The organism is Streptomyces violaceoruber (assembly GCF_033406955.1).
Taxonomy (GTDB): Bacteria; Actinomycetota; Actinomycetes; order Streptomycetales; family Streptomycetaceae; genus Streptomyces; species Streptomyces violaceoruber.
The window spans coordinates 2,105,506-2,126,872 of record NZ_CP137734.1 but is presented as its reverse complement, the minus strand read 5'-3'; the positions used below and the strand labels follow the sequence as shown (position 1 = coordinate 2,126,872).

General features: G+C 72.7%; 11 protein-coding genes. All 11 read left to right on the top strand.

The features are described from left to right. Positions 1 to 14: 14 nt before the first annotated feature. Positions 15 to 1,613, top strand: a complete 1,599-nt coding sequence (gene redM / locus R2E43_RS09165; RefSeq protein ID WP_011030516.1) for an L-proline--[L-prolyl-carrier protein] ligase RedM — start codon at positions 15 to 17, stop codon at positions 1,611 to 1,613. 27 nt (positions 1,614 to 1,640) lie between these two features. After that, positions 1,641 to 8,507, top strand: a complete 6,867-nt coding sequence (locus tag R2E43_RS09160; RefSeq protein ID WP_332056101.1) for an aminotransferase class I/II-fold pyridoxal phosphate-dependent enzyme — start codon at positions 1,641 to 1,643, stop codon at positions 8,505 to 8,507. A gap of 3 nt (positions 8,508 to 8,510) precedes the next feature. Further along, entirely contained in the window at positions 8,511 to 9,554 is a 1,044-nt protein-coding gene (locus tag R2E43_RS09155; RefSeq protein ID WP_003973127.1) for an NAD-dependent epimerase/dehydratase family protein, read from the top strand. Further along, positions 9,541 to 10,383 carry a thioesterase II family protein gene (locus R2E43_RS09150; RefSeq protein ID WP_003973126.1) on the top strand — a complete coding sequence of 281 codons (843 nt, stop codon included), beginning with the start codon at positions 9,541 to 9,543 and terminating at the stop codon, positions 10,381 to 10,383. The genes R2E43_RS09155 and R2E43_RS09150 overlap by 14 nt, the downstream gene beginning before the upstream one ends. Then, a complete protein-coding gene (locus R2E43_RS09145) occupies positions 10,371 to 11,459 on the top strand; it encodes an SAM-dependent methyltransferase (protein ID WP_003973125.1) in 1,089 nt (362 codons plus the stop codon). Before R2E43_RS09150 ends, R2E43_RS09145 begins: the two co-directional genes overlap by 13 nt. Before the next feature lie 22 nt (positions 11,460 to 11,481). Further along, positions 11,482 to 14,283, top strand: coding sequence for a PEP/pyruvate-binding domain-containing protein (locus tag R2E43_RS09140; protein WP_030864001.1), 2,802 nt, complete (start codon positions 11,482 to 11,484; stop codon positions 14,281 to 14,283). A gap of 77 nt (positions 14,284 to 14,360) precedes the next feature. Then, the gene (locus R2E43_RS09135; RefSeq protein ID WP_011030519.1) at positions 14,361 to 15,548 is read left to right on the top strand and encodes an aromatic ring-hydroxylating oxygenase subunit alpha; all 1,188 of its coding nucleotides are present in this window, start codon (positions 14,361 to 14,363) and stop codon (positions 15,546 to 15,548) included. Between the two features lie 42 nt (positions 15,549 to 15,590). Then, complete coding sequence (locus R2E43_RS09130; protein ID WP_011030520.1) at positions 15,591 to 16,271, top strand: DUF1295 domain-containing protein; 681 nt, start codon at positions 15,591 to 15,593, stop codon at positions 16,269 to 16,271. A gap of 164 nt (positions 16,272 to 16,435) precedes the next feature. Next, the gene (locus R2E43_RS09125) at positions 16,436 to 17,323 is read left to right on the top strand and encodes a lysophospholipid acyltransferase family protein (protein ID WP_011030521.1); all 888 of its coding nucleotides are present in this window, start codon (positions 16,436 to 16,438) and stop codon (positions 17,321 to 17,323) included. Positions 17,324 to 17,691: 368 nt separating this feature from the next. Next, the gene (locus R2E43_RS09120; protein WP_003973119.1) at positions 17,692 to 19,767 is read left to right on the top strand and encodes an APC family permease; all 2,076 of its coding nucleotides are present in this window, start codon (positions 17,692 to 17,694) and stop codon (positions 19,765 to 19,767) included. Between the two features lie 52 nt (positions 19,768 to 19,819). After that, a complete protein-coding gene (locus R2E43_RS09115) occupies positions 19,820 to 21,196 on the top strand; it encodes a class I SAM-dependent RNA methyltransferase (RefSeq protein ID WP_332056100.1) in 1,377 nt (458 codons plus the stop codon). Positions 21,197 to 21,367 lie beyond the last annotated feature (171 nt).

The window sequence follows — 21,367 nt, the reverse complement described above, 5'->3', positions numbered from 1 at the left end:
AGGGCCTGTACACCATGAGCGCCGCCACTCCCTCCGTGATACGCCTGCCACGGGACACGTCCGCGCAGCACGCGGCCCGGCCCGCCTTCGTCGGCTCCGACCCCCTGACGTACGGGGAGTTCACCGCCCGGGTCGAGGCCGTGGCCGCCCGCCTGCTCAGCCTCGGGACACGCACCGGCGACCGGATCGCGGTCTGGATGGACAAGCAGCCGCGCTACGCCGAGGCGATCGTCGCCGCCCTGGAGGCCGGGTGCGCCTACGTCCCCCTGGACGGCGGCCAGCCGGTGAGCAGGGTGCGGACCATCCTGGCGGACGCCGAACCCGTGGTCCTGTTCACCGACGCGCACCACGCCGCCCTGCTCGGGGACGACGACCTGCCGGCCTCGGTCACCACGGTCGTGGCCGTCGGCGACGCACTGCCCGACACCGTGGGCGGCATCCCGGTCGCCCCCTGGGAGAGCTGGGAGCAGGGCCGCGCCGGGCGGGTCACCCTGCTGCCCTCCCTCACCCCCGGCGACCTCGCCGCCCTCCTCTACACCTCGGGGTCCACCGGCACGCCCAAGGGGGTGCAGATCTCGCACGGCGCACTGGCCAACTTCGTGGCCTGGGCCCGCGACGAGCTGGACGTCGGCCCCGACGACGTGTTCGCGGGCCACGCCTCCTTCAACTTCGACCTGAGCACCTTCGACCTCTTCACCGCGCTGTCCTGCGGGGCCGCGGTGTGGATCGTCCCCGACGCCGCGACCAAGGACGTGACCGCGCTGGCCGAGGGCATCCGCCGGCACCGGATCACCGTCTGGTACTCCGTCCCCTCGGTCCTGCACCTGCTGACCACCTCCGCGGCGCTCACCCCCGAGCACGCCGCGAGCCTGCGCTACGTCCTGTTCGCCGGCGAGGTCTTCCCCGTCCCGCAACTGCGCGCGCTGCGTGAACTGCTCCCGCCCGGCACCCCGCTCTACAACCTCTACGGCCCCACCGAGACCAACGTCTGCACCTACCACCGGGTGCGCCCCGAGGACCTGCACCGGGCCACCCCCGTGCCGATCGGACTGCCCATCACCGGCGCCGGGACCACCGTCGTGGACGACGCCGGACGCACCGTCCGGGAGCCCGGCGCGATCGGCGAACTCCACGTCTCCGGCGTGTGCGTGACCCCCGGCTACTGGCGGCGTGCCGAGGAGCCGGTCTCCACCGCCCACTGCCGGGGCGTGCACCCCACCGGCGACCTGGTCAGTTACGAGGAGGACGGCCGGCTGGTCTACCGGGGGCGCAAGGACCGCATGGTGAAGCTCTCCGGCTACCGGGTCGAGCTGGGCGAGATCGAGGCCGCCGCGCTGCGCCACCCCGGCATCGCCGAAGCCGCCGTCCTGGTCGACGGCTCGGGACCCAAGGCACGGCTGCGGCTCTACTACACCCTGTGCGAGGGCGCCGAGCGGATCGGCCTGGTGGAGCTCAAGCAGCACTGCGCACGGCACCTGCCGACCTACATGGTGCCGCACGGCGCCGTCCGCCTGGACCGGATGCCGCTCAACCCCAACGGCAAGACCGACTACCGCCGCCTCGGTCTCGACGCCCCGCCCCGCCCGGCGGCGCCGCTCGGAACGGCCCGGTAGATGGCCCGGAACCGCAGGGAGAAGAACGTGAGCCACGGGCCGACGGACCCGCTGCACGAGCACTGGCAGGGACCCGAACCGGAGACGGTCACGGCCCTGCTGCGGCACCGGGCGGAACACACCCCCGACGCCCTCGCCCACCGCTTCCTCACCGACACCGACGGTACGTCCGTCGCCTGGACCTACCGCGAACTCGACCTGCACGCCCGCGAGGTGGCCACCCACCTGCGGCACGCCGGGGTGGGGCAGGGCCCGGTGCTGCTGCTGCACCCGCCGGGCCTCGACTACCTCGCCGCGTTCTTCGGCTGCCTGTACGCCGGCGCCGTGGCCGTCCCCGCCTACCCGCCGGACAACGCCCGGTTCGGCCAGACCGTGCCCCGGCTCGCGGCCATCGCCCGGGACTGCGCCGCCACCCACGCCCTCACCACCCGCCGGGTCCGCGAGACCGTCGCCGCCGACGGCACCGGCCGGGTCGGCACCGAACTCGACGGCGTGCGCTGGCTGGTGACCGAGGACCTCTACACCGGCGAGTCCACCACCGCCTGGGAGGACCCCGGAGCCACGGCGCGGTCGCTGGCCTTCCTCCAGTACACCTCGGGTTCCACCGCCGCGCCCAAGGGCGTGATGGTCGAACACGGCAACCTGGTGCGCAACCTGCGCTCCATCCACCTCAGGCTCGGGCACGACGCGGACTCCGGCATGGTCTCCTGGCTGCCGCCGTACCACGACATGGGTCTCATCGGCGGCATCCTCACCCCGGTGTACGGCGGCTTCCCCGCGCACCTCATGGCGCCGATGACCTTCGTGCAGCGCCCGCTGCTGTGGCTGGAGACCCTCTCCCGCACCGGCGCCTCCACCAGCGTGGCACCCAACTTCGGCTTCGAGCAGTGCCTGCGCCGGATCACCCCCGCACAGCGGGCCGGCCTGGACCTGAGCCGCTGGCGCCTGGCGCTGAACGGTGCCGAGCCGATCCGCCCCGACACCCTCGACCGGTTCGCCGAGTACTTCGCCCCGGCCGGCTTCGACCGCACCGCGCTGCTGCCCTGCTACGGCCTCGCCGAGGCGACCCTCATGGTCACCGGCGTGCGGCCGGCCGACCCGCCGGTGGTGGAGTCCTTCGACGCGGCGGCCCTGGAGGCGGGCACCGCGCGTCCCGCGGACCCCGGCGGCGTGCGCACCACCCGCGTCGTCGGCTGCGGAGCACCCGTCGCCGACGTCGAGGTCGCGGTGGTCGACGCCGCCACCGGCCGCCGGGTCCCCGACGGCACCGTCGCCGAGATCCGGGTCAGTGGTCCCGGCGTCGCCCGCGGCTACTGGGGACGCCCCGAGGCCGCCGCCGAGGTCTTCGGCACCCGGATCGACGGCGAACCGGGCAACGCCTGGCTGCGCACCGGCGACGTCGGGTTCCGCCACGACGGCCAGCTCTACGTGGTCGGCAGGACCAAGGACGTGATCATCGTCCAGGGCCGCAACATCCACCCCCAGGACGTGGAGCAGACGGCCGAACGGGTCGGCGCCGGACTGCGCGCCGGGTACGGCGCCGCGTTCGCCGTCCCCACCGCCGACGGCGAACAGCTCGCCCTCGCCTACGAGATCGGCGGCCCCGGCGCCGGGGACCCGCACGCCCTGCTCGCCCGGCTGCGCACCGCCATCGCCGACGAGCACCAGGTGACACCGCACACCGTCGTGCTGCTCAAACGCTCCTCGGTGCCGCGCACCACCAGCGGCAAGATCCAGCGCGGCGCCTGCCGGCAGCGCCTGCTCGACCTGGAACTGCCCGTGGTGGCCGCGAGCGTCGTCCAGGACGGTGCCCTGCCGGACACCCCCGCCCCGCACGCCCCCGCCTCCCCGGACCGTACGGCCGCCCTCGTCGCCGACGCCCTCGACCGCGCCGCGACGGACGCGCCCGACGGCACCTCGCGCTACCCGCGGCTGCTGACCGCCGTACGGACGCTGTCCCAGCGCCTCGGCGTCGCCCTCGACGTCGGTGAACTCCTGTCCGGCCCCGAGCCGGACGGCGCGCCGTCCCTCACCGGGCTGTGCCGCGCCGCGCTCGCCGACGCGGCGCCCGCGCTCACGGCCGCGCCGGAGCGGACCCGGACCCAGGCCGTGGACTGGCTGCGGCGGGCCGTCGCCGCCCGGCTGGGCCTGCGCCCCTCGGTGATCGACACGACGGTGCCCTTCACCTCACTGGGCCTGGACTCCAAGCAGGCCGTGGCCCTCACCGCCCCGTTCGGCGACTGGCTCGGCACCCCCGTGACCCCGGCGACCCTCTACGACCACCCGACGGTCGAGTCCCTGGCGGCCCACGTCACCGGACCAGAGGCGGACGGCACCCCGCACCCGCACCCGCGGCGTCCCGCCCCCGAGCCCGCCCGCGGGCGCGCCGACGAGCCCGTCGCCGTGATCGGCATCGGCTGCCGGTTCCCCGGCGCACCCGACCCCGACAGCTACTGGCGGCTGCTGCGCGACGGCCGCGACGCCGTGGGCGAGGCACCCGCCGACCGCCACGGCGACACCGGCGGCCGGCCGGGCGGCTTCCTGGAGCACGTGTACGACTTCGACGCCCGCTTCTTCGGCGTCTCCGCCCGCGAGACCGAACGCATGGACCCCCAGCAGCGGCTGCTCCTGGAGGTCGCCTGGCAGACCTTCGAGGACGCGGGCATCGCGCCCTCCTCCCTGGCCGGCACGGACACCGGTGTCTTCGTCGGCATCAGCGGGCACGACTACGCCGATCTCCAGATGCCGCACCCCGACGTCGTCGACATGTACTCCGCCACCGGCAACGCCCAGTCCGTGGCGGCCGGCCGGCTCTCGTACTTCTTCGACCTGACCGGGCCCAGCCTCGCCCTCGACACCGCCTGCTCCTCCTCGCTCGCCGCCGTCCACACGGCGATGCGCAGCCTGCGGGACGGCGAGTGCGGCGTCGCCCTCGCGGGCGGCGTCAACCTGATGCTGACGCCCGGGCTGTCGGAGGCCCTCGCCCGGGGCGGCATGCTCGGCCCCGGCGGACGCTGCCGCACCTTCGACGACGGCGCCGACGGCTACGTCCGCGGCGAGGGCGCGGGCCTGGTGTGCCTCAAGCCGCTGTCCGCCGCGCTGGCCGACGGGGACCGCGTGCACGCCGTGCTCACCGGCTCCGCGCTCGGTCACGGCGGCCGGGCCAACGGCCTGACCGCCCCCCGCAGCACCGCCCAGCGTGCCGTGATGACCGGGGCGCTGGAGCGGGCCGGTGTGCAGCCCGGACAGATCGACTACGTCGAGGCACACGGCACCGGCACCGCTCTCGGCGACCCCATCGAGTGGGAGGCCCTGACCGGCGTCTACGGCCGCGGCCGCCCCGCCGACGCGCCCTGCCCGGTCGGCTCGGTGAAGACCGCCATCGGCCACCTGGAGGCGGCCGCCGGCATTGCCGGGCTGATCAAGGCCGTGCTCGTGGTGCGGGAGCGGGAGGTACCGCCGCTGCTGCACCTGACCACCCCCAACCGGCACCTGGACTGGACGGGTTCGGGACTGACCGTGCCCACCACCCGCCGGGCCCTGCCCGCCGGGGGCACCCTGCGCGCGGGCGTCAGCTCGTTCGGCTTCGGCGGCACCAACGCCCATGTGATCGTCGAGTCCGCGCCCGCACCCCCGGCGCCCGCCGGCGAGTCCGGCGCCCCCGACGGCACGGTGCACGCCCTGTCCCTGTCCGCGCACACCGAGTCCGCCCTGGCCACCCTGGCCGGCCGCTACCGCACCCACCTCGCGGCCCACCCCGGCGTGCCGCTCGCCGCCCTGTGCCACTCCGCCCGCACCGGCCGTTCCCGGCTGCCGCACCGGGCGGTCCTCACCGCAGCGACCCGGGACGAACTGGACACCGCACTGGAGGCGCTGATCCGCCGGGAGCCCGCCGTGGACGTGGCCCGCGGCGGACCCGCGGACGGCACCGCGCCCACCGTCGCCTTCCTCTTCGGCGGCCAGGGCACCCAGTACCCGGGCATGGGCCGCGACCTCTACGACGCCCACCCCGTCCTCGCCCGCACCCTGCGGCGCGCCGACGCGGTGCTGCGCGGCCTGGGCGAGATCCCGCTGCTCGACCTGCTCTTCGACCCGGACCGCGCCGAGGACCTGGCCCGCACCCGGTACTGCCAGCCCGCCCTGGTCGCCCTCGAAGTCGCCCTCGCCGACCTGTGGACGAGCTGCGGGGTACGCCCGGCGGCCGTGCTCGGGCACAGCGTCGGCGCCCTCGCCGCCGCCTGCGTCGCCGGTGTCCTCTCCCTGGAGGACGCCCTCACGCTGGCGGTCGTCCGCGGGCGTGCCATGGACGAACAGCCCGGCGAGGGCGCGATGATCGCCTGCGTCGGCGATCCGGAGACGGTGCGCGAGATCGCCGCCGGCCACGACCGGGTGGCCCTCGCCGCCGTCAACGCACCCCGCAACCTGGTGTTCTCCGGCGCGGCCGACCGGATCGCGGCGCTCCGCGGCGACCTGGAACGCAAGGGGGTCACCGTCCGGCCGCTCGCCGTCTCGCACGCCTTCCACTCACCGCTGATGGCGGGCGCCGCCGAGCCGCTGCTGGAGGCCGCGCGCGCCGTCGAGTTCCACCCCCCGGCCATCCCGTGGATCTCCGACGCCACCGGCGAACCCGTGACCCGGGTCGACGCCGAGTACTGGGTCCGCCACCTGCTCGGCACCGTGCGCTTCGCCGACGGCTTCGCCCGCCTGCGCGACCGAGGCGCCGAAGGCGGGCCGGGCTGCGACGCGTTCGTCGAGATCGGCCCGCACCCCACCCTGCTGAACCTCGGCCGGTCCGCCGTCGCCGACGGCCCCGAGCCCGACGGACGCCCCACGCTGTGGCTGCCCTCGCTGCGCCGCGGCGCCCCCGGCCGCCGCACCCTGCTGCGGTCGCTGGGCGGCTACCAGTGCGCGGGCGGAGACGTCGACTGGTCCGCCCTGGACGACGAACACCCGCCCGCCCGGGTCCCGTTGCCGCACACGCCCTTCGAACGCCGGACCTACCGGTTCCAGGCCCCCACTCCCGATCAGGAAGGCGATCCCATGCCGTCCCAGCCCACGGTGCCGGGCACCGCCCCGACGGGCCCCGCGGGCGAGGTCTCCCGCACCGTGCTCGACACCGTCGCCCGCGTCTGCGGATTCCCCGTGGCCGACCTGCCGGTGCACGCCAGGCTCGGCCTCGAGCTGGGATTCGACTCCCTGATGCGGACCGACCTCCAGCGCCGTCTCACCGACCGCTTCCCCCAACGGATGCACACGCTTCAGGACCTGCCGGAGGACCCCACGGTGCAGGACATCATCGGCCGGCTCGCCGCCGGCGACGACCGCGACGGCGACCCCGCCGGCGGCGCCCACACCGCCCGCCCCGCCCTCGCCGGCACCGGCCCGGCCGCGCCGCCGGCCCACCCCGCGGCCGTACCGGCGGCGCCGCCCGTCCCGGCCCCGCAGTACGCCCCGTACGGAGCCTTCCCGGCCCCGCCCCACGGCTACGCCGTCGCCGCCCCGGTCCCGCAGCCCGGAGTGCCGTACCCGTACCCGTACGGCTACCCGCCGCACGGTGCTCCCGGGTACGCCTACTACGTCCCCCAGCCCTACCCCCCGCAGGCCTTCCCGCCCCCGGCACCCCCCTCCCCGCTGCAGGCGGCCCCCGCCCCCGTACCCGCCGCAGCCCCCGCCCCCGTTCCCGACCCGGTTCCGGCGCCCGCCGCCCCCGTACGTCAGGAGCGCGCCTTCGAGGACTGGGCGGAGTACGCGGAACTCCAGGGCAGACTCCGCCAGACCCGGACCAGCGGGTCCAATCCCTACGGCCGTACGCACGAGGGCTTCAACTCCGCGCTCGCCACGGTCGACGGCACCAAGGTCGTCAACTTCGCGGCCTTCAACTACCTGGCGCTCTCCCACCACCCCCGCGTGCGCCAGGCGGCCAAGGACGCCGTGGACCGCTACGGCACCTCCGCCTCCGCCACCCCGCTGCTGTTCGGCGAGACCCCGCTGCACCACGAACTCGAAGCCGAGATAGCACGGTTCATCGGTACCGAGGCGGCCATCGTGTTCGCCGGCGGCCACGCCACCAACGTCGCCACCGTCGGCCACCTGTTCGGCCCGGAGGACCTGGTGGTGCACGACGCCTGGATCCACGACAGCACCGTGCGCGGCTGCATCCTCTCGGGCGCCCGGCGACGGTCCTTCCCGCACAACGACTGGGCCGCCCTCGACCGCATCCTGACCGGAGCACGGGCCTCGCACCGCAGGGCGCTCGTCGTCATCGAGGGCGCCTACAGCCAGGACGGCGACATCCCCGACCTGCCGCGCTTCATCGAGGTCAAGAAGCGCCACGGCGCCATGCTGATGATCGACGAGGCGCACTCCATCGGCGTCCTGGGCCGCACCGGCCGCGGCGTGGGCGAGCACTACGGCACCGACCCGGCCGACGTCGACCTGTGGATGGGCACCCTCAGCAAGGCGCTGGGCAGCCTCGGCGGGTACATCGCCGCCCGCCGCCCGATCATCGAGTACCTCAAGTTCACCGCGCCGCTGCACATCTTCTCCACCGGCATCTCCCCGGCGAACGCCGCCGCCGCCCTGGAGGCGCTGCGGGTCGTCCAGGACGAGCCCGAGCGGGTCGCCCGGGTGCAGGAGCTGGCCGAGTTCTTCCGCGCAGGCGCCCGCGCCCGCGGCCTCGACGTCGGCGTCTCCCGCCTCTCCGCGGTGATCCCGGTGATCACCGGTGACTGGGAGAAGACGATGGCGCTCTCCAACTCGCTGCTGGAGCGCGGCGTCAACGTCATGCCGATCGGCTACCCCGCCGTCCCGCGCGACCAGTGCCGGCTCCGCTTCTTCATCAACGCGGACCACAGCGAAGCAGACCTCGAACACTCCCTCGACCTCCTGGTGTGATCCATGTCCTCACTCAGCCAAGACAGCCCGTCCGCCGCCGCCCCCGACATCCTGGTCACCGGCGCCAGCGGCTTCATCGGCGGTCACCTGGTGCACCGCCTGGCCGAGCGCGGGCACCGCGTCCGCGTCCTGGCGCGCTCCACGAGCGACCGCGCGGCCTTCGCCGGGGCCGCCGCCCAGGTCACCGTCGGCGACCTCGGTGACACCGACAGCCTGCGCCGGGCCACCACCGGAATCCGCCACGTCTACAACTGCGCCGGACTCTCGGCCGACTGGGGTCCCTGGGACCGGTTCCGCGCGGTCAACGTGGACGGCGCCAGGAACCTCGTCGAGGCGGCCCACGAGGCCGGGACGGTCGAGCGCCTGGTCCACCTCAGCACCACCGACGTCTACGGCTACCCCGAGCGGCCCTGCGACGAGAGAACCGCCCCGCGCGACATCGGCCTGCCCTACAACCGCAGCAAGATGCTCGGCGAGGCCGCCGTGTGGGCCGCCGCCGAACGCACCGGCCAGCCGGTCACGGTGGTCCGCCCCGTCTCCGTCTACGGCCCCGGCAGCAAGGACTTCGTGATCGAGATCGCGAACCTGCTGCTGGGCAAGCAGATGGTGTACATCCGCGGCGGCCGGGTGCCCGCCGGGCTGCTCTACGTCTCCAACGCCGTGGACGGCATCATCGCCGCCGCGACCGGCGAGCACACCGCGGGCCGGGCCTACAACCTGCGCGACCCGCACGACACCACCTGGCGCGAGTACGTCGAGGCACTCGCCGAGGGTCTGGGCGTCAAGGCCCCCTGGCTGAGCCTGCCCACGCCCGTCGCCACCGCCGTCGCCACCGTCTCCGAGAAGCTGTGGGGCGCCCTGCGCATCGACTCCCGGCCCGTGCTGACCCGGCACGCCGTCCACCTCTTCGACCGCGACCAGTCCTACCCGATCGGGCGCGCCCAGGAGGAGCTGGGCTTCAAGGGCGAGGTCGACTTCCAGGAGGGCATGCGGCGCACCGTCGCCTGGCTCGACTCGCCCGAGGGACGCGCCCATGTCGCCCGCTGACCTGCTCTCCCAGCGTTCCGCCTGGTTCCCCCGCCCCGTCGCGGCACCGGCCGCCGAGCCGCCCGACCCGGCGGCCGCCCCGCTGCGCCTGGTCTGCTTCCCCTACGCCGGGGGGACGGTCTCCGCGTTCCGCGGCTGGCAGGAGCGGCTGGGCGACGAGGTCGCCGTCGTACCCGTACAGCTGCCCGGCCGCGGACTGCGCCTGCGCGAGCGGCCGTACGACACCATGGAACCCCTCGCCGAAGCGGTCGCGGACGCGCTGGAGGAGCACCGGCTCACCCACGACTACGCCCTGTTCGGGCACAGCATGGGCGCCCTGCTCGCCTACGAGGTGGCCTGCGTGCTGCGCCGGCGCGGGGCACCGCGGCCCCGGCACCTGTTCGTCTCCGGCAGCCGGGCCCCGCACCTGTACGGCGACCGCGCCGACCACACCCTGTCCGACACCGCCCTGCGCGAGGTCATCCGGGACCTGGGCGGCCTCGACGACGCGGACACCCTGGGCGCCGCCTACTTCGACCGCAGACTCCCGGTGCTCCGCGCCGACCTGCGCGCCTGCGAGCGCTACGACTGGCACCCCCGGCCACCGCTGGACTGCCCGACGACCGCGTTCTCCGCCGCCGCCGACCCCATCGCCACCCCGGAGATGGTCGAGGCCTGGCGGCCCTACACCACCGGCTCGTTCCTGCGGCGCCACCTGCCGGGCAACCACTTCTTCCTGAACGGCGGCCCGTCCCGCGACCGGCTCCTCGCCCACCTGGGCACCGAACTCGACGCCCTCGGCACCACCCCGCACAGGAAGGCAACTAGGGAAGCAACATGGACATTCTGAGCCTGGCCAAGAGCGTCGGCAGCCGCGTCGAGGCGCCGCTGACCGACCTGCGCACCGTGACCAAGGTGCTCGGCAATCCGCACATGCCGCTGCTCCTGGCCCTGTCCAAGGGCTTCGTCGAGCCGGTGTACCGGGCCGCCTTCCTGGCCTCGGCGGCGAGTTCCGGCGTGCTCGCCGCCCTCGCCGTACGCCCCTGCGACCTGGAGTCGCTGGCGGAACGGCTCGACATCGACGACGAGGACCTGCCGCGCCTCAAGGAGTGGCTGGACATGGGCATCCGCCTCGGCGACCTGGGCAAGCGCGAGGGCTGCTACAAGCTGCGCAGCCTGCCCGCCAAGGCGCTCGCCCAGCCCGGCAACGACGCGATCGCCGCCGCGCTGGAGGAGGTCCTGCGCTTCCACGTGCCCGCACTGCTGAACGGCCCCCGCATGCTGCGCGAGGGCCGCCGCTTCTCCCTCGACGACCAGGACGGCCTGGTCATCGCCCGCTCCACCCGGGTGATCCAGCCGCTGGTCGAGGAGGCCATCGCCCGCACCCTGGACCGGAACGCGCCCGTACGGCTCCTGGAGGTCGGCTGCGGCAGCGGCACCTACGTCCGCTACGCCGCCGAGCTCAACCCCCGCCTGTCGGCGCTCGCCGTCGACCTCCAGCAGGACGTGGCCGACAGCGCCGCGGCGAACATGGCCGAGTGGGGGCTGACCGACCGGGTCGAGACCCGGCAGGCCGACCTGCGCACCCTCGACGCGCAGCCCCAGTTCGACCTGGTCACCCTGCACAACAACATCTACTACTTCCCCGAGGCCGAGCGGGTCGAGGCCCTGCGCCGGGCCCACGACCTGCTGGCACCGGGGGGCAGGCTGCTGCTCACCACCTCCTGCAAGGGCGGGAACGTCGGTCTGGAAGCGCTCAACCTCTGGTTCACCTACGCCGACTTCGGCGGCCCGCTGCCGCAGGCCGACGCACTGGCCGACCAGCTCCGCCAGGCCGGGTTCGACGACGTCGAGGCCACCCGGATCGTCCCGGGCGAGCAGTTCCACGCCTTCACGGGCACCAGCAAGCGCGTCGCGCACGCCTGACCGCCGAGGAGACACACCCGCCATGGACACGCACGTCAGCGACACGACGACCCCCGCCGGAGCAGGCGAAGGCCCCGCCGGCCCGGTCACCGACCCGGCCGGGCACGCCGCCTGCGTCGTCACCCTGGGCGCGGGCGGCCCGGCCGGAGGCCACCGGGGGGAACTGGGCGGCAAGGGCACCCGCCTCGCGGAGCTGTCCGCCGCGGGTCTGCCCGTCCCGCCCGCCTTCTGCCTGACCACCGCCCTCTTCGACGCCTACCTGCGGGAGACCGGGATCGCCGCCGAGGCGGCGGGCGCCGACCCCCGCACCCTGCGCGAGCGCATCCTGGGCACCCGGATGCCCGCCGCGATCGCGGACGCCGTCCTCGACGCCTACGGCAGCATGGGCCGCCCCCGCGTGGCGGTGCGCTCCTCCGGACTGCGGGAGGACTCCGCCGCACAGTCCTTCGCCGGCCAGCACGACACGGTCCTCGACGTCTGCGGCGACGAGGACGTACTGGACGCGGTCCTGCGGTGCTGGGCCTCGCTGTGGTCCGACCGCGCCACGGTGTACCGGGACAGGGACGCCCCCGACGCCCTCGCCGTGGTCGTCCAGGAGATGATCCACACCGACGTCAGCGGCGTGATGTTCACCGTCGACCCGGTCAACCCCCGCCCGCACCGCCTCGTGGTGGAGGCCTGCCAGGGCCTGGGCGAAGGGCTGGTCTCCGGGCAGGTCTCCAGCGACTTCTTCGTCGTCGACGACGAGAAGCTGGAGGTCGTCGAGGAACGGGTCCGCTACAAGGTCACCAAGTGCGCGCCCCTGGAGCCCGGCCGCATCGGCATGACGAAGGTCGACGCGGCGGCCCGCAGCGTCCCCTGCCTCACCCACGACCAACTGCGCGAACTCGGCGCCCTGGCCGTCCGCATCCGCGACCTGTACGGCAGCGAGCAGGACATCGAGTGGGGCGTGCGCGACGGCGTCTTCCACCTGTTCCAGACCCGCCCGATCACCACCCGGCCCGCCGCCCCCGCGGCCCCGTCCGGCGCGCTCAGCCCGTACGTCGCCCCGCAGCCGGAGCCGGTCCTCAACGGCACCCTGTGGTCGCGCATGGACATCGGGGAGATCTTCGTCGGCCTGATGACCCCGCTCGGCCTGAGCTTCGCCCGCTACTACCAGCGCAACGTGCACACCGACTGCGCGGGCGCCCTCGGCGTGCGCGACACCGGCGAGGCCGACCTGCACATGGGCTTCTACCAGGGCCACGTCTACCTCAACATCTCCTACAGCTCCTACCTGCTGGCCCAGTGCCTGCCCACCCGCGACCAGCGCCACTTCACCAGCCGCTTCGTCAGCGAGGAGGTCGACCTCGCCGACTACGAGAACCCGTTCGGCACCTTCCCCGGCGGCATGGAGGACCTGCTCTCCACCGTCCACTGGCTCCAGCACACGGCCCGTGAGATGACGCAGATGAAGTCCCGCTCCCAGCAGATGGTCGACGCCCGGCTCTACGAGTTCGACCGGGCCCGCGGCCTCGACCTGACCCGGATGAGCAGGCGCGAACTGCACGGCGAACTCCACCGCGACCTCGCCTGGTTCCACGACATGCACATCGGCTACATGCCGTACTACATCAACGCGTTCGCCTTCTACGGCCTGCTCACCGAGCTGTGCGCCCGCTGGCTCGGCAGCGACGGCGTGGGCCTGCAGAACCGCGTCAAGACCGACATGTCCAGCCTGCGCACCGTCGAGTCGGCCAAGGAGGTCTGGTCGGTCGCCCAGGCCGCCAAGAACGACCCGGCCGTCCTGCGGATCATCAAGGACGAACCGCTGGAGGACATCGCCCGGCTGCTGCGCGAGGACCCCGCCGGACAGCGCTTCTGGGACCGGCACATGGAGCCGTTCCTGCGCGCCAACGGCACCCGCGGCCACCAGGAGATGGAGATCACCCACCCGAGGTGGATCGACGACCCCTCCTACATCTTCCAGATGATCCGGCGCTACGTCGCCGACGGCTTCTCCATCGACGACATCCTCCGCCGCAGCAGCGGCTGGTCCGACGACTCCCGCGAGGTGCTGGGCCGGCTGCCGATGCCCAAGCGCCAGGTCCTGGACACCGTCATCTCCCTCTACGCCCTGTGCAGCGAGCTGCGGGAGACCACCCGGATGTCCATGATCACGTCCATCTGGCTGGTGCGGAACGTGGTCTACGAGGTCGGCCGGCGCCTGGTCGCCGACGGTGTCCTGCACTCCCCGGACGAGATCGCCCACCTGGACTTCGAGGACGTGCGCCGCTACCTCGCCGGCGACGAGGACGCCGTACGCGTCTTCGACCGGGCCCGCATCGACGCGGCCCGCCGGCTGCACGAACACAACAAGCGGCTCCCGGAACCGCCGTTGACCTTCGTCGGCGTCCACGACATCACCGCCTCGGTCCGGCCCGCCGCCGACGGCGCCCGGCTCGAAGGCCTCGCCGCCAGCCCCGGACGGATCGTGGGCCGCGCCCGCATCGTCGAGGACCTGGTGTGGCAGGCCGACGAGTTCGAGGCCGGGGAGATCCTCGTGACCGGGTACACCGACGCCTCCTGGACGCCGCTGTTCGCCATCGCGGGCGGGGTCGTCACCGACATCGGGTCGATGCTCTCGCACAGTTCCATCGTGGCCCGCGAGTTCCACGTCCCGTCGGTGGTGAACACCAAGGACGCCACCCAGCGCATCAACACCGGCGACCTGATCGTGGTGGACGGCGACGCGGGCACGGTCGAGGTCGTCGAGAGCGCGGACACCGACCCGCAGGGCCCGCCCGGGGCCGCCGGGACCCCGGCCGGAGCCACCACCGACTGAAGCCGGCCACCGCCGCAACACCGGACCACGACCGCCCCCCCGAGGGGCGGACCACACCCCAGACGGGAGACGACCCGATGATCCCCAACCAGTGGTATCCCATCGTCGAGGCGCAGGAGGTGGGCAACGACAAACCGCTCGGTGTGCGCCGCATGGGCCAGGACCTCGTGCTCTGGCGCGACATCGACGGCAACCTCGTCTGCCAGGGCGCCCGCTGCCCGCACAAGGGCGCCAACCTCGGCGACGGCCGCATGAAGGGCAACACCATCGAATGCCCGTACCACGGCTTCCGCTACGGAGCCGACGGTGCCTGCCGGGTGATCCCGGCGATGGGCTCCGAGGCCCGCATCCCCGGCTCGCTGCGGGTACCCACCTACCCGGTCCGGGAGCAGTTCGGCCTGGTGTGGATGTGGTGGGGCGACGAGCGCCCGACGGCCGACCTGCCGCCGGTGGCGGCCCCGGCCGAGGTGACGGACAACCGGAAGCTGTACGCCACCAAGCGCTGGACCCGCCCGGTGCACTACACCCGTTACATCGAGAGCCTGCTCGAGTTCTACCACGTGACCTACGTGCACCGGGACCACTGGTTCAACTACATCGACTACCTGCTCCTGTACGGAACCCCGAGCAAGTTCGGCCTCGACGGCCGCGAGCGGTACCTGGCCGCCACCCGGATCACCAACCACCGGGTGGAGACGGAGGCGGAGGGGCAGACCATCCGCTACTCCTTCGACCACTGCCAGGAGGACGACCCCACCAACACCACCCACTACGTCATCACGTTCACCTTCCCGTGCATGGTGCACGTGCAGACCGAGCAGTTCGAGACCACCTCCTGGCTGGTGCCCATCGACGACCAGAACACCGAGCACATCCTGCGCTGGTACGAGTACGAACAGGTCAAGCCCGTCCTGAGGTTCGAACCGCTGCGCCGTCTGCTGCCCTGGGCGTCCCTCTACATGGAGAAGTGGGTGCAGGACCCCCAGGACGTCCGCATCATGGAACACCAGGAACCCAAGATCAGCGCCGGCGGCGTGAACAAGTTCATCCCCGTCGACGAGATGAACGCCAAGTACATCTCGATGCGCGCCAAGCTGATCGCGGACGCCTCGGCCGCGCCCTCGTCACCGGCGCGGGCGGCGGAGCCCGAGCCGGAAGCGGCGGGGCGGGGCGGATCAGCGGCCCGTGCCACGGGCAACGGCAGGGGAGCGGCCGGCGGACGACGCGGCACCAAGCCCAAGGAGGACGCCGCCGCGCGCCCGTAGACCCGAAGACGGGGGACGGACAAGAGAGAGCGAGAGTGAGAGATGTACGGCGGATACGACGCGTCGACCGGCCCCAAGGCCCTGGTGACGGCCTTCAACACCGTCGCCGTGGCCGGCGCCGTGTGGTTCCTGTTCGGCGGCGCGGACACCGTGGCCGACTGGTTCGGCACCGACTTCGACGAGGCGGTGACCCTGCGCCGGGTCCTGCTGGCGACCCTGTCGGTGCTCTACCTGCTGCGCTTCATCGCCACGAACTTCGTGATGCTCCAGCGCAAGATGGAGTGGTCGGAGTCGGCCACCATCGGGATCTGGGTCCTGGTGATCCACGGCACGATGGCGTACTTCGGCGGCACCAACGACGCCGGCGTGAGCGCGTTCACCTGGCTGGGCGTCGTGCTGTACCTCCTCGGGTCCTACCTGAACACGGGGTCGGAGTACCAGCGCAAACTCTGGAAGAAGCGCCCGGAGAACAAGGGCAAGCTCTACACCGAAGGCCTGTTCAAGCACTCGATGCACATCAACTACTTCGGTGACGCCGTGCTCTTCTCCGGGTTCGCGCTGGTCACGGGCACCCCGTGGGCCTTCGCCATCCCCCTGATCATGGTCTGCATGTTCGTCTTCCTGAACATCCCCATGCTCGACAAGTACCTCGCCGAGCGATACGGCGAGGCCTTCGACGAGTACGCGTCCCGGACGGCGAAGTTCGTCCCCTACGTGTACTGACCCCGCCCGTCACGCGCGTACGGCGGCCTCCCCGGGCGAGGGGGGCCGCCGTACCGGGTGGCAACCACAGATCCCACAGATCCCCACAGATCCCCACAGAGCCCCTCCACAGACCCCCTCCAGAGATCCACAGATCCCCTCCACAGATCCGAGACGAGGCACGTATGACCGGAGACATTCCCTTCGGAGAGGCCGAGGCGTCCCTGACCGCCGAGGTGCTGCGCGAGGTCCTGGCCGGCGGCGCCGAGGCGTTCGCCCGGCTGACCTCCGACGAGGGCGCCGTCGACGACTTCGGCTTCGACCCGGAGCTGACCGACGACTACCTGCTCCCCGCCCTGCGCCTGCTGTACGAGAAGTACTTCCGGGTCGACCTGGAGGGACTGGAGAACGTGCCGGCCGAGGGGGGCGCACTCCTGGTCGCCAACCACTCCGGCACCCTGCCGCTCGACGCCCTGATGCTCCAGGTGGCGCTGCACGACCATCACAGCACGCACCGCAGGCTCCGGCTGCTCGCCGCCGACCTTGCCTTCGACCTCCCCGTCGTCCGTGACCTCGCCCGCAAGGCCGGCCACGTACGCGCCTGCCCCGAGAACGCGCTGCGGTTGCTCGGCTCCGGCGAACTGGTCGGCGTGATGCCGGAGGGCTACAAGGGGCTCGGCAAGCCCTTCGAGGAGCGCTACCGGCTGCAGCGCTTCGGCCGGGGAGGCTTCGCGGCGGTGGCACTGCGGTCGCGGCGCCCCATGGTGCCGTGCTCGATCGTCGGCGCCGAGGAGATCTACCCGATGATCGGCTCGGCCCCCACCCTGGCCCGGATGCTGAAGCTGCCGTACTTCCCGATCACCCCGACCTTCCCGCTGCTGGGCGCGCTGGGCCTGATCCCGATGCCGACCAAGTGGACCATCCGCTTCGGTGCCCCGATCCACACGGACGGCTTCCCCGAGGACGCCGCGGAGGACCCGCTGGTGGTCGAGAAGCTCGCCGGCGAGGTGAAGGACACCATCCAGCACACGCTCAACGAGATGCTGGAGGGCCGCGGCTCCCCGTTCGTCTGAGGGCCGCGGCTCCCGGTTCGCCCGAGGGCGGCGGCTCCCGGTTCGCCCGAGGACCGTCCCTCTCGTCCGGGGCCCCGCCTCAGCCCCCCGCCGACGACCCCCGGCGGCAGATGCTGCGAACGCTGGCGAAGGCCAGAACGGCGAGGCCGACGAGCGTGACGCCGCCGCCGACCAGCTCCGCGGACAGATGCATGGGATCTCCCTCAGGGGGACGACGGACGGTGATGGTCATATAGCCATGCGAACCCCGCCGTCCGCCCGATCCGCAGCCGCACCGCCCCGCGAATTCACCCGTAGAGCAGACCGGTGCGGCCGAGGAGGGGTGGCGATTGGGTGGTCGCGCGTTCGAACGCTTACGATCCTCTGTTGTGTCCAAACTGACCGACGTGCCCAAGCGGATCCTCATCGGGCGCGCACTGCGCAGCGACCGGCTGGGTGAAACGCTCCTGCCGAAGCGCATCGCGCTTCCCGTGTTCGCGTCCGACCCGCTGTCCTCCGTGGCGTACGCGCCCGGCGAGGTGCTGCTCGTCCTGTCCATCGCGGGCGTGTCGGCCTACCACTTCAGCCCGTGGATCGCGGTCGCGGTCGTGGTCCTGATGTTCACCGTGGTCGCCTCCTACCGGCAGAACGTGCACGCCTACCCGAGCGGCGGCGGCGACTACGAGGTGGCCACCACCAACCTCGGGCCCAAGGCCGGTCTGACCGTCGCCAGCGCCCTGCTGGTCGACTACGTCCTGACCGTCGCGGTCTCCATCTCCTCCGGCATCGAGAACCTGGGCTCCGCGATCCCCTTCGTCGTCGAGCACAAGGTCCTGTGCGCGGTCGCCGTGATCCTGCTGCTCACGCTGATGAACCTGCGCGGGGTCAGGGAGTCGGGCACCCTGTTCGCGATTCCGACGTACGTCTTCGTCGCGGGCGTCTTCATCATGATCGTGTGGGGGGCGTTCCGCGGACTGGTCCTGGACGACACCATGCGTGCCCCGACCGCGGACTACGAGATCAAGCCGGAGCACGGCGGCCTGGCCGGCTTCGCCCTGATCTTCCTCCTCCTGCGCGCCTTCTCCTCCGGCTGTGCCGCGCTCACCGGTGTCGAGGCGATCTCCAACGGCGTCCCGGCCTTCCGCAAGCCCAAGTCCAAGAACGCGGGGAACACCCTCGCGATGATGGGTCTGCTGGCCGTCACCATGTTCTGCGGCATCATCGCGCTGGCCGCCGCGACCGACGTGCGGATGTCGGAGAACCCGGCCACCGACCTCTTCCACAACGGCGTCGCGGTCGGCGCGGACTACGTCCAGCACCCGGTGATCTCGCAGGTCGCCGAGGCGGTCTTCGGCGAGGGCAGCTTCCTGTTCATCGTGCTGGCCGCAGCCACCGCGCTGGTCCTCTTCCTCGCCGCCAACACCGCGTACAACGGCTTCCCGCTGCTCGGCTCGATCCTCGCCCAGGACCGCTACCTGCCGCGCCAGCTGCACACCCGCGGCGACCGCCTGGCCTTCTCCAACGGCATCGTGCTCCTCGCCGGAGCCGCCATGCTCCTGGTCGTCGTCTACGGCGCCGACTCGACCCGGCTGATCCAGCTCTACATCGTCGGCGTCTTCGTGTCCTTCACGCTCAGCCAGATCGGCATGGTCCGCCACTGGAACCGCAACCTGGCCGGCGAGCGGGACCAGTCCAAGCGACGCCACATGATGCGCTCCCGCGCGATCAACGCCTTCGGCGCCTTCTTCACCGGCCTCGTCCTGGTGGTGGTGCTGGCGACCAAGTTCACGCACGGCGCCTGGGTCGCGCTGCTCGGCATGTGCATCTTCTTCGCGACCATGACGGCGATCCGCAAGCACTACGACCGGGTCGCCGAGGAGATCGCGGCCCCGGAGGACCCCGAGGAGGCACAGAGCGACGACATGGTGCGCCCCTCACGCGTTCACTCGGTGGTCCTGATCTCCAAGATCCACCGCCCCACGCTCCGCGCCCTCGCCTACGCCAAGCTGATGCGCTCCGACAGCCTGGAGGCGCTCAGCGTCAACGTCGACCCGGCCGAGACGAAGGCGCTGCGCGAGGAGTGGGAGCGCCGCGGCATCGCCGTACCGCTGAAGGTCCTGGACTCGCCGTACCGCGAGATCACCCGGCCGGTCATCGAGTACGTCAAGAGCCTGCGCAAGGAGTCCCCGCGCGACGCGGTCTCGGTGATCATCCCCGAGTACGTGGTCGGCCACTGGTACGAGCACCTGCTGCACAACCAGAGCGCCCTGCGCCTCAAGGGCCGGCTGCTGTTCACGCCGGGCGTCATGGTCACGTCGGTCCCGTACCAGCTGGAGTCCTCCGAGGCCGCCAGGCGCCGGGCGCGCAAGCGCCAGGACTGGAGCGCGCCGGGTGCGGTGCGGCGCGGACCGGCCCACCACCACCAGGACCGTGACCGTACGAAGGACTCCTCCTCGTCCACGTAGACTGGACGGCTGTTGTCCCTGTCATCCCCCCGTTCTCTGGAGTCACCCCGCCATGCAGGCAGAACCGAAGAAGTCGCAGGCGGAACAGCGAGCGGTCGCGGAGCCGGTCTCGGAGCCGGTCTCGCTGGTGGGCGAGGAGTACGAGGTCGAGGTCGGCCCCGTCGCCCACGGCGGCCACTGCATCGCCCGCACGTCCGAGGGCCAGGTGCTGTTCGTCCGGCACACGCTGCCCGGCGAGCGGGTCGTGGCCCGGGTGACGGAGGGCGAGGAGGGTGCCCGCTTCCTGCGGGCGGACGCGGTCGAGATCCTGGACCCCTCCAAGGACCGCATCGAAGCCCCCTGCCCCTTCGCCGGCCCCGGCCGCTGCGGCGGCTGCGACTGGCAGCACGCCAAGCCGGGCGCCCAGCGACGCCTGAAGGGCGAGGTGGTCGCCGAGCAGTTGCAGCGCCTGGCGGGTCTCACCCCGGAGGAGGCCGGCTGGGACGGCACGGTGATGCCGGCCGAGGGCGACAAGCTGCCGGCCGGCCAGGTCCCGTCGTGGCGCACGCGCGTGCAGTTCGCGGTGGACGCCGACGGTCGCGCCGGTCTGCGCCGCCACCGCTCCCACGAGATCGAGCCGATCGACCACTGCATGATCGCGGCGGAGGGCGTCAGCGAACTGGGCATCGAGCGCCGTGACTGGCCCGGCATGGCGACGGTCGAGGCGATCGCGGCGACGGGCTCCCAGGACCGCCAGGTCATCCTGACCCCGCGCCCCGGCGCCCGCCTCCCCATCGTCGAACTGGACCGCCCGGTCTCGGTCATGCGCGTCGGGGAGAAGGACGGCGGCGTCCACCGCGTCCACGGCCGCCCCTTCGTCCGCGAGCGCGCCGACGACCGCACCTACCGCGTCGGCTCCGGCGGCTTCTGGCAGGTCCACCCGAAGGCCGCCGACACCCTGGTCACCGCGGTCATGCAGGGCCTGCTGCCCCGCAAGGGCGACATGGCCCTGGACCTCTACTGCGGCGTCGGCCTCTTCGCCGGCGCCCTGGCCGACCGCGTCGGGGACCAGGGAGCGGTCCTCGGCATCGAGTCCGGCAAGCGCGCCGTCGAGGACGCCCGCCACAACCTCGCCGCCTTCGACCGCGTCCGCATCGAGCAGGGCAAGGTCGAGTCCGTCCTGCCCCGCACCGGCATCGACGAGGTCGACCTCATCGTCCTCGACCCGCCCCGCGCCGGCGCCGGCCGCAAGACGGTCCAGCACCTCTCGACCCTGGGCGCCCGCAGGATCGCCTACGTGGCCTGCGACCCGGCCGCGCTGGCCCGGGACCTGGGGTACTTCCAGGACGGGGGGTACCGGGTGCGGACGCTGCGGGTGTTCGATCTGTTTCCGATGACGTCGCACGTGGAGTGCGTGGCGATTCTTGAGCCTGCCCAGAAGGGGCTCTGACCTGCGGTTTTATCGGGTTCTTCAGGTGTGCTCGACGGTGCTCGACCTGTTTTCCGAAGTGGAACGGTTTCAGTGACGGATCGATTTTTGTAGATCGCTGACCTGCGAGTTCGTGAGTGAGGTCTCTGCATGGGCGACGCCCTCAGAAGGGCTTTCGGAAATTCTTGACGC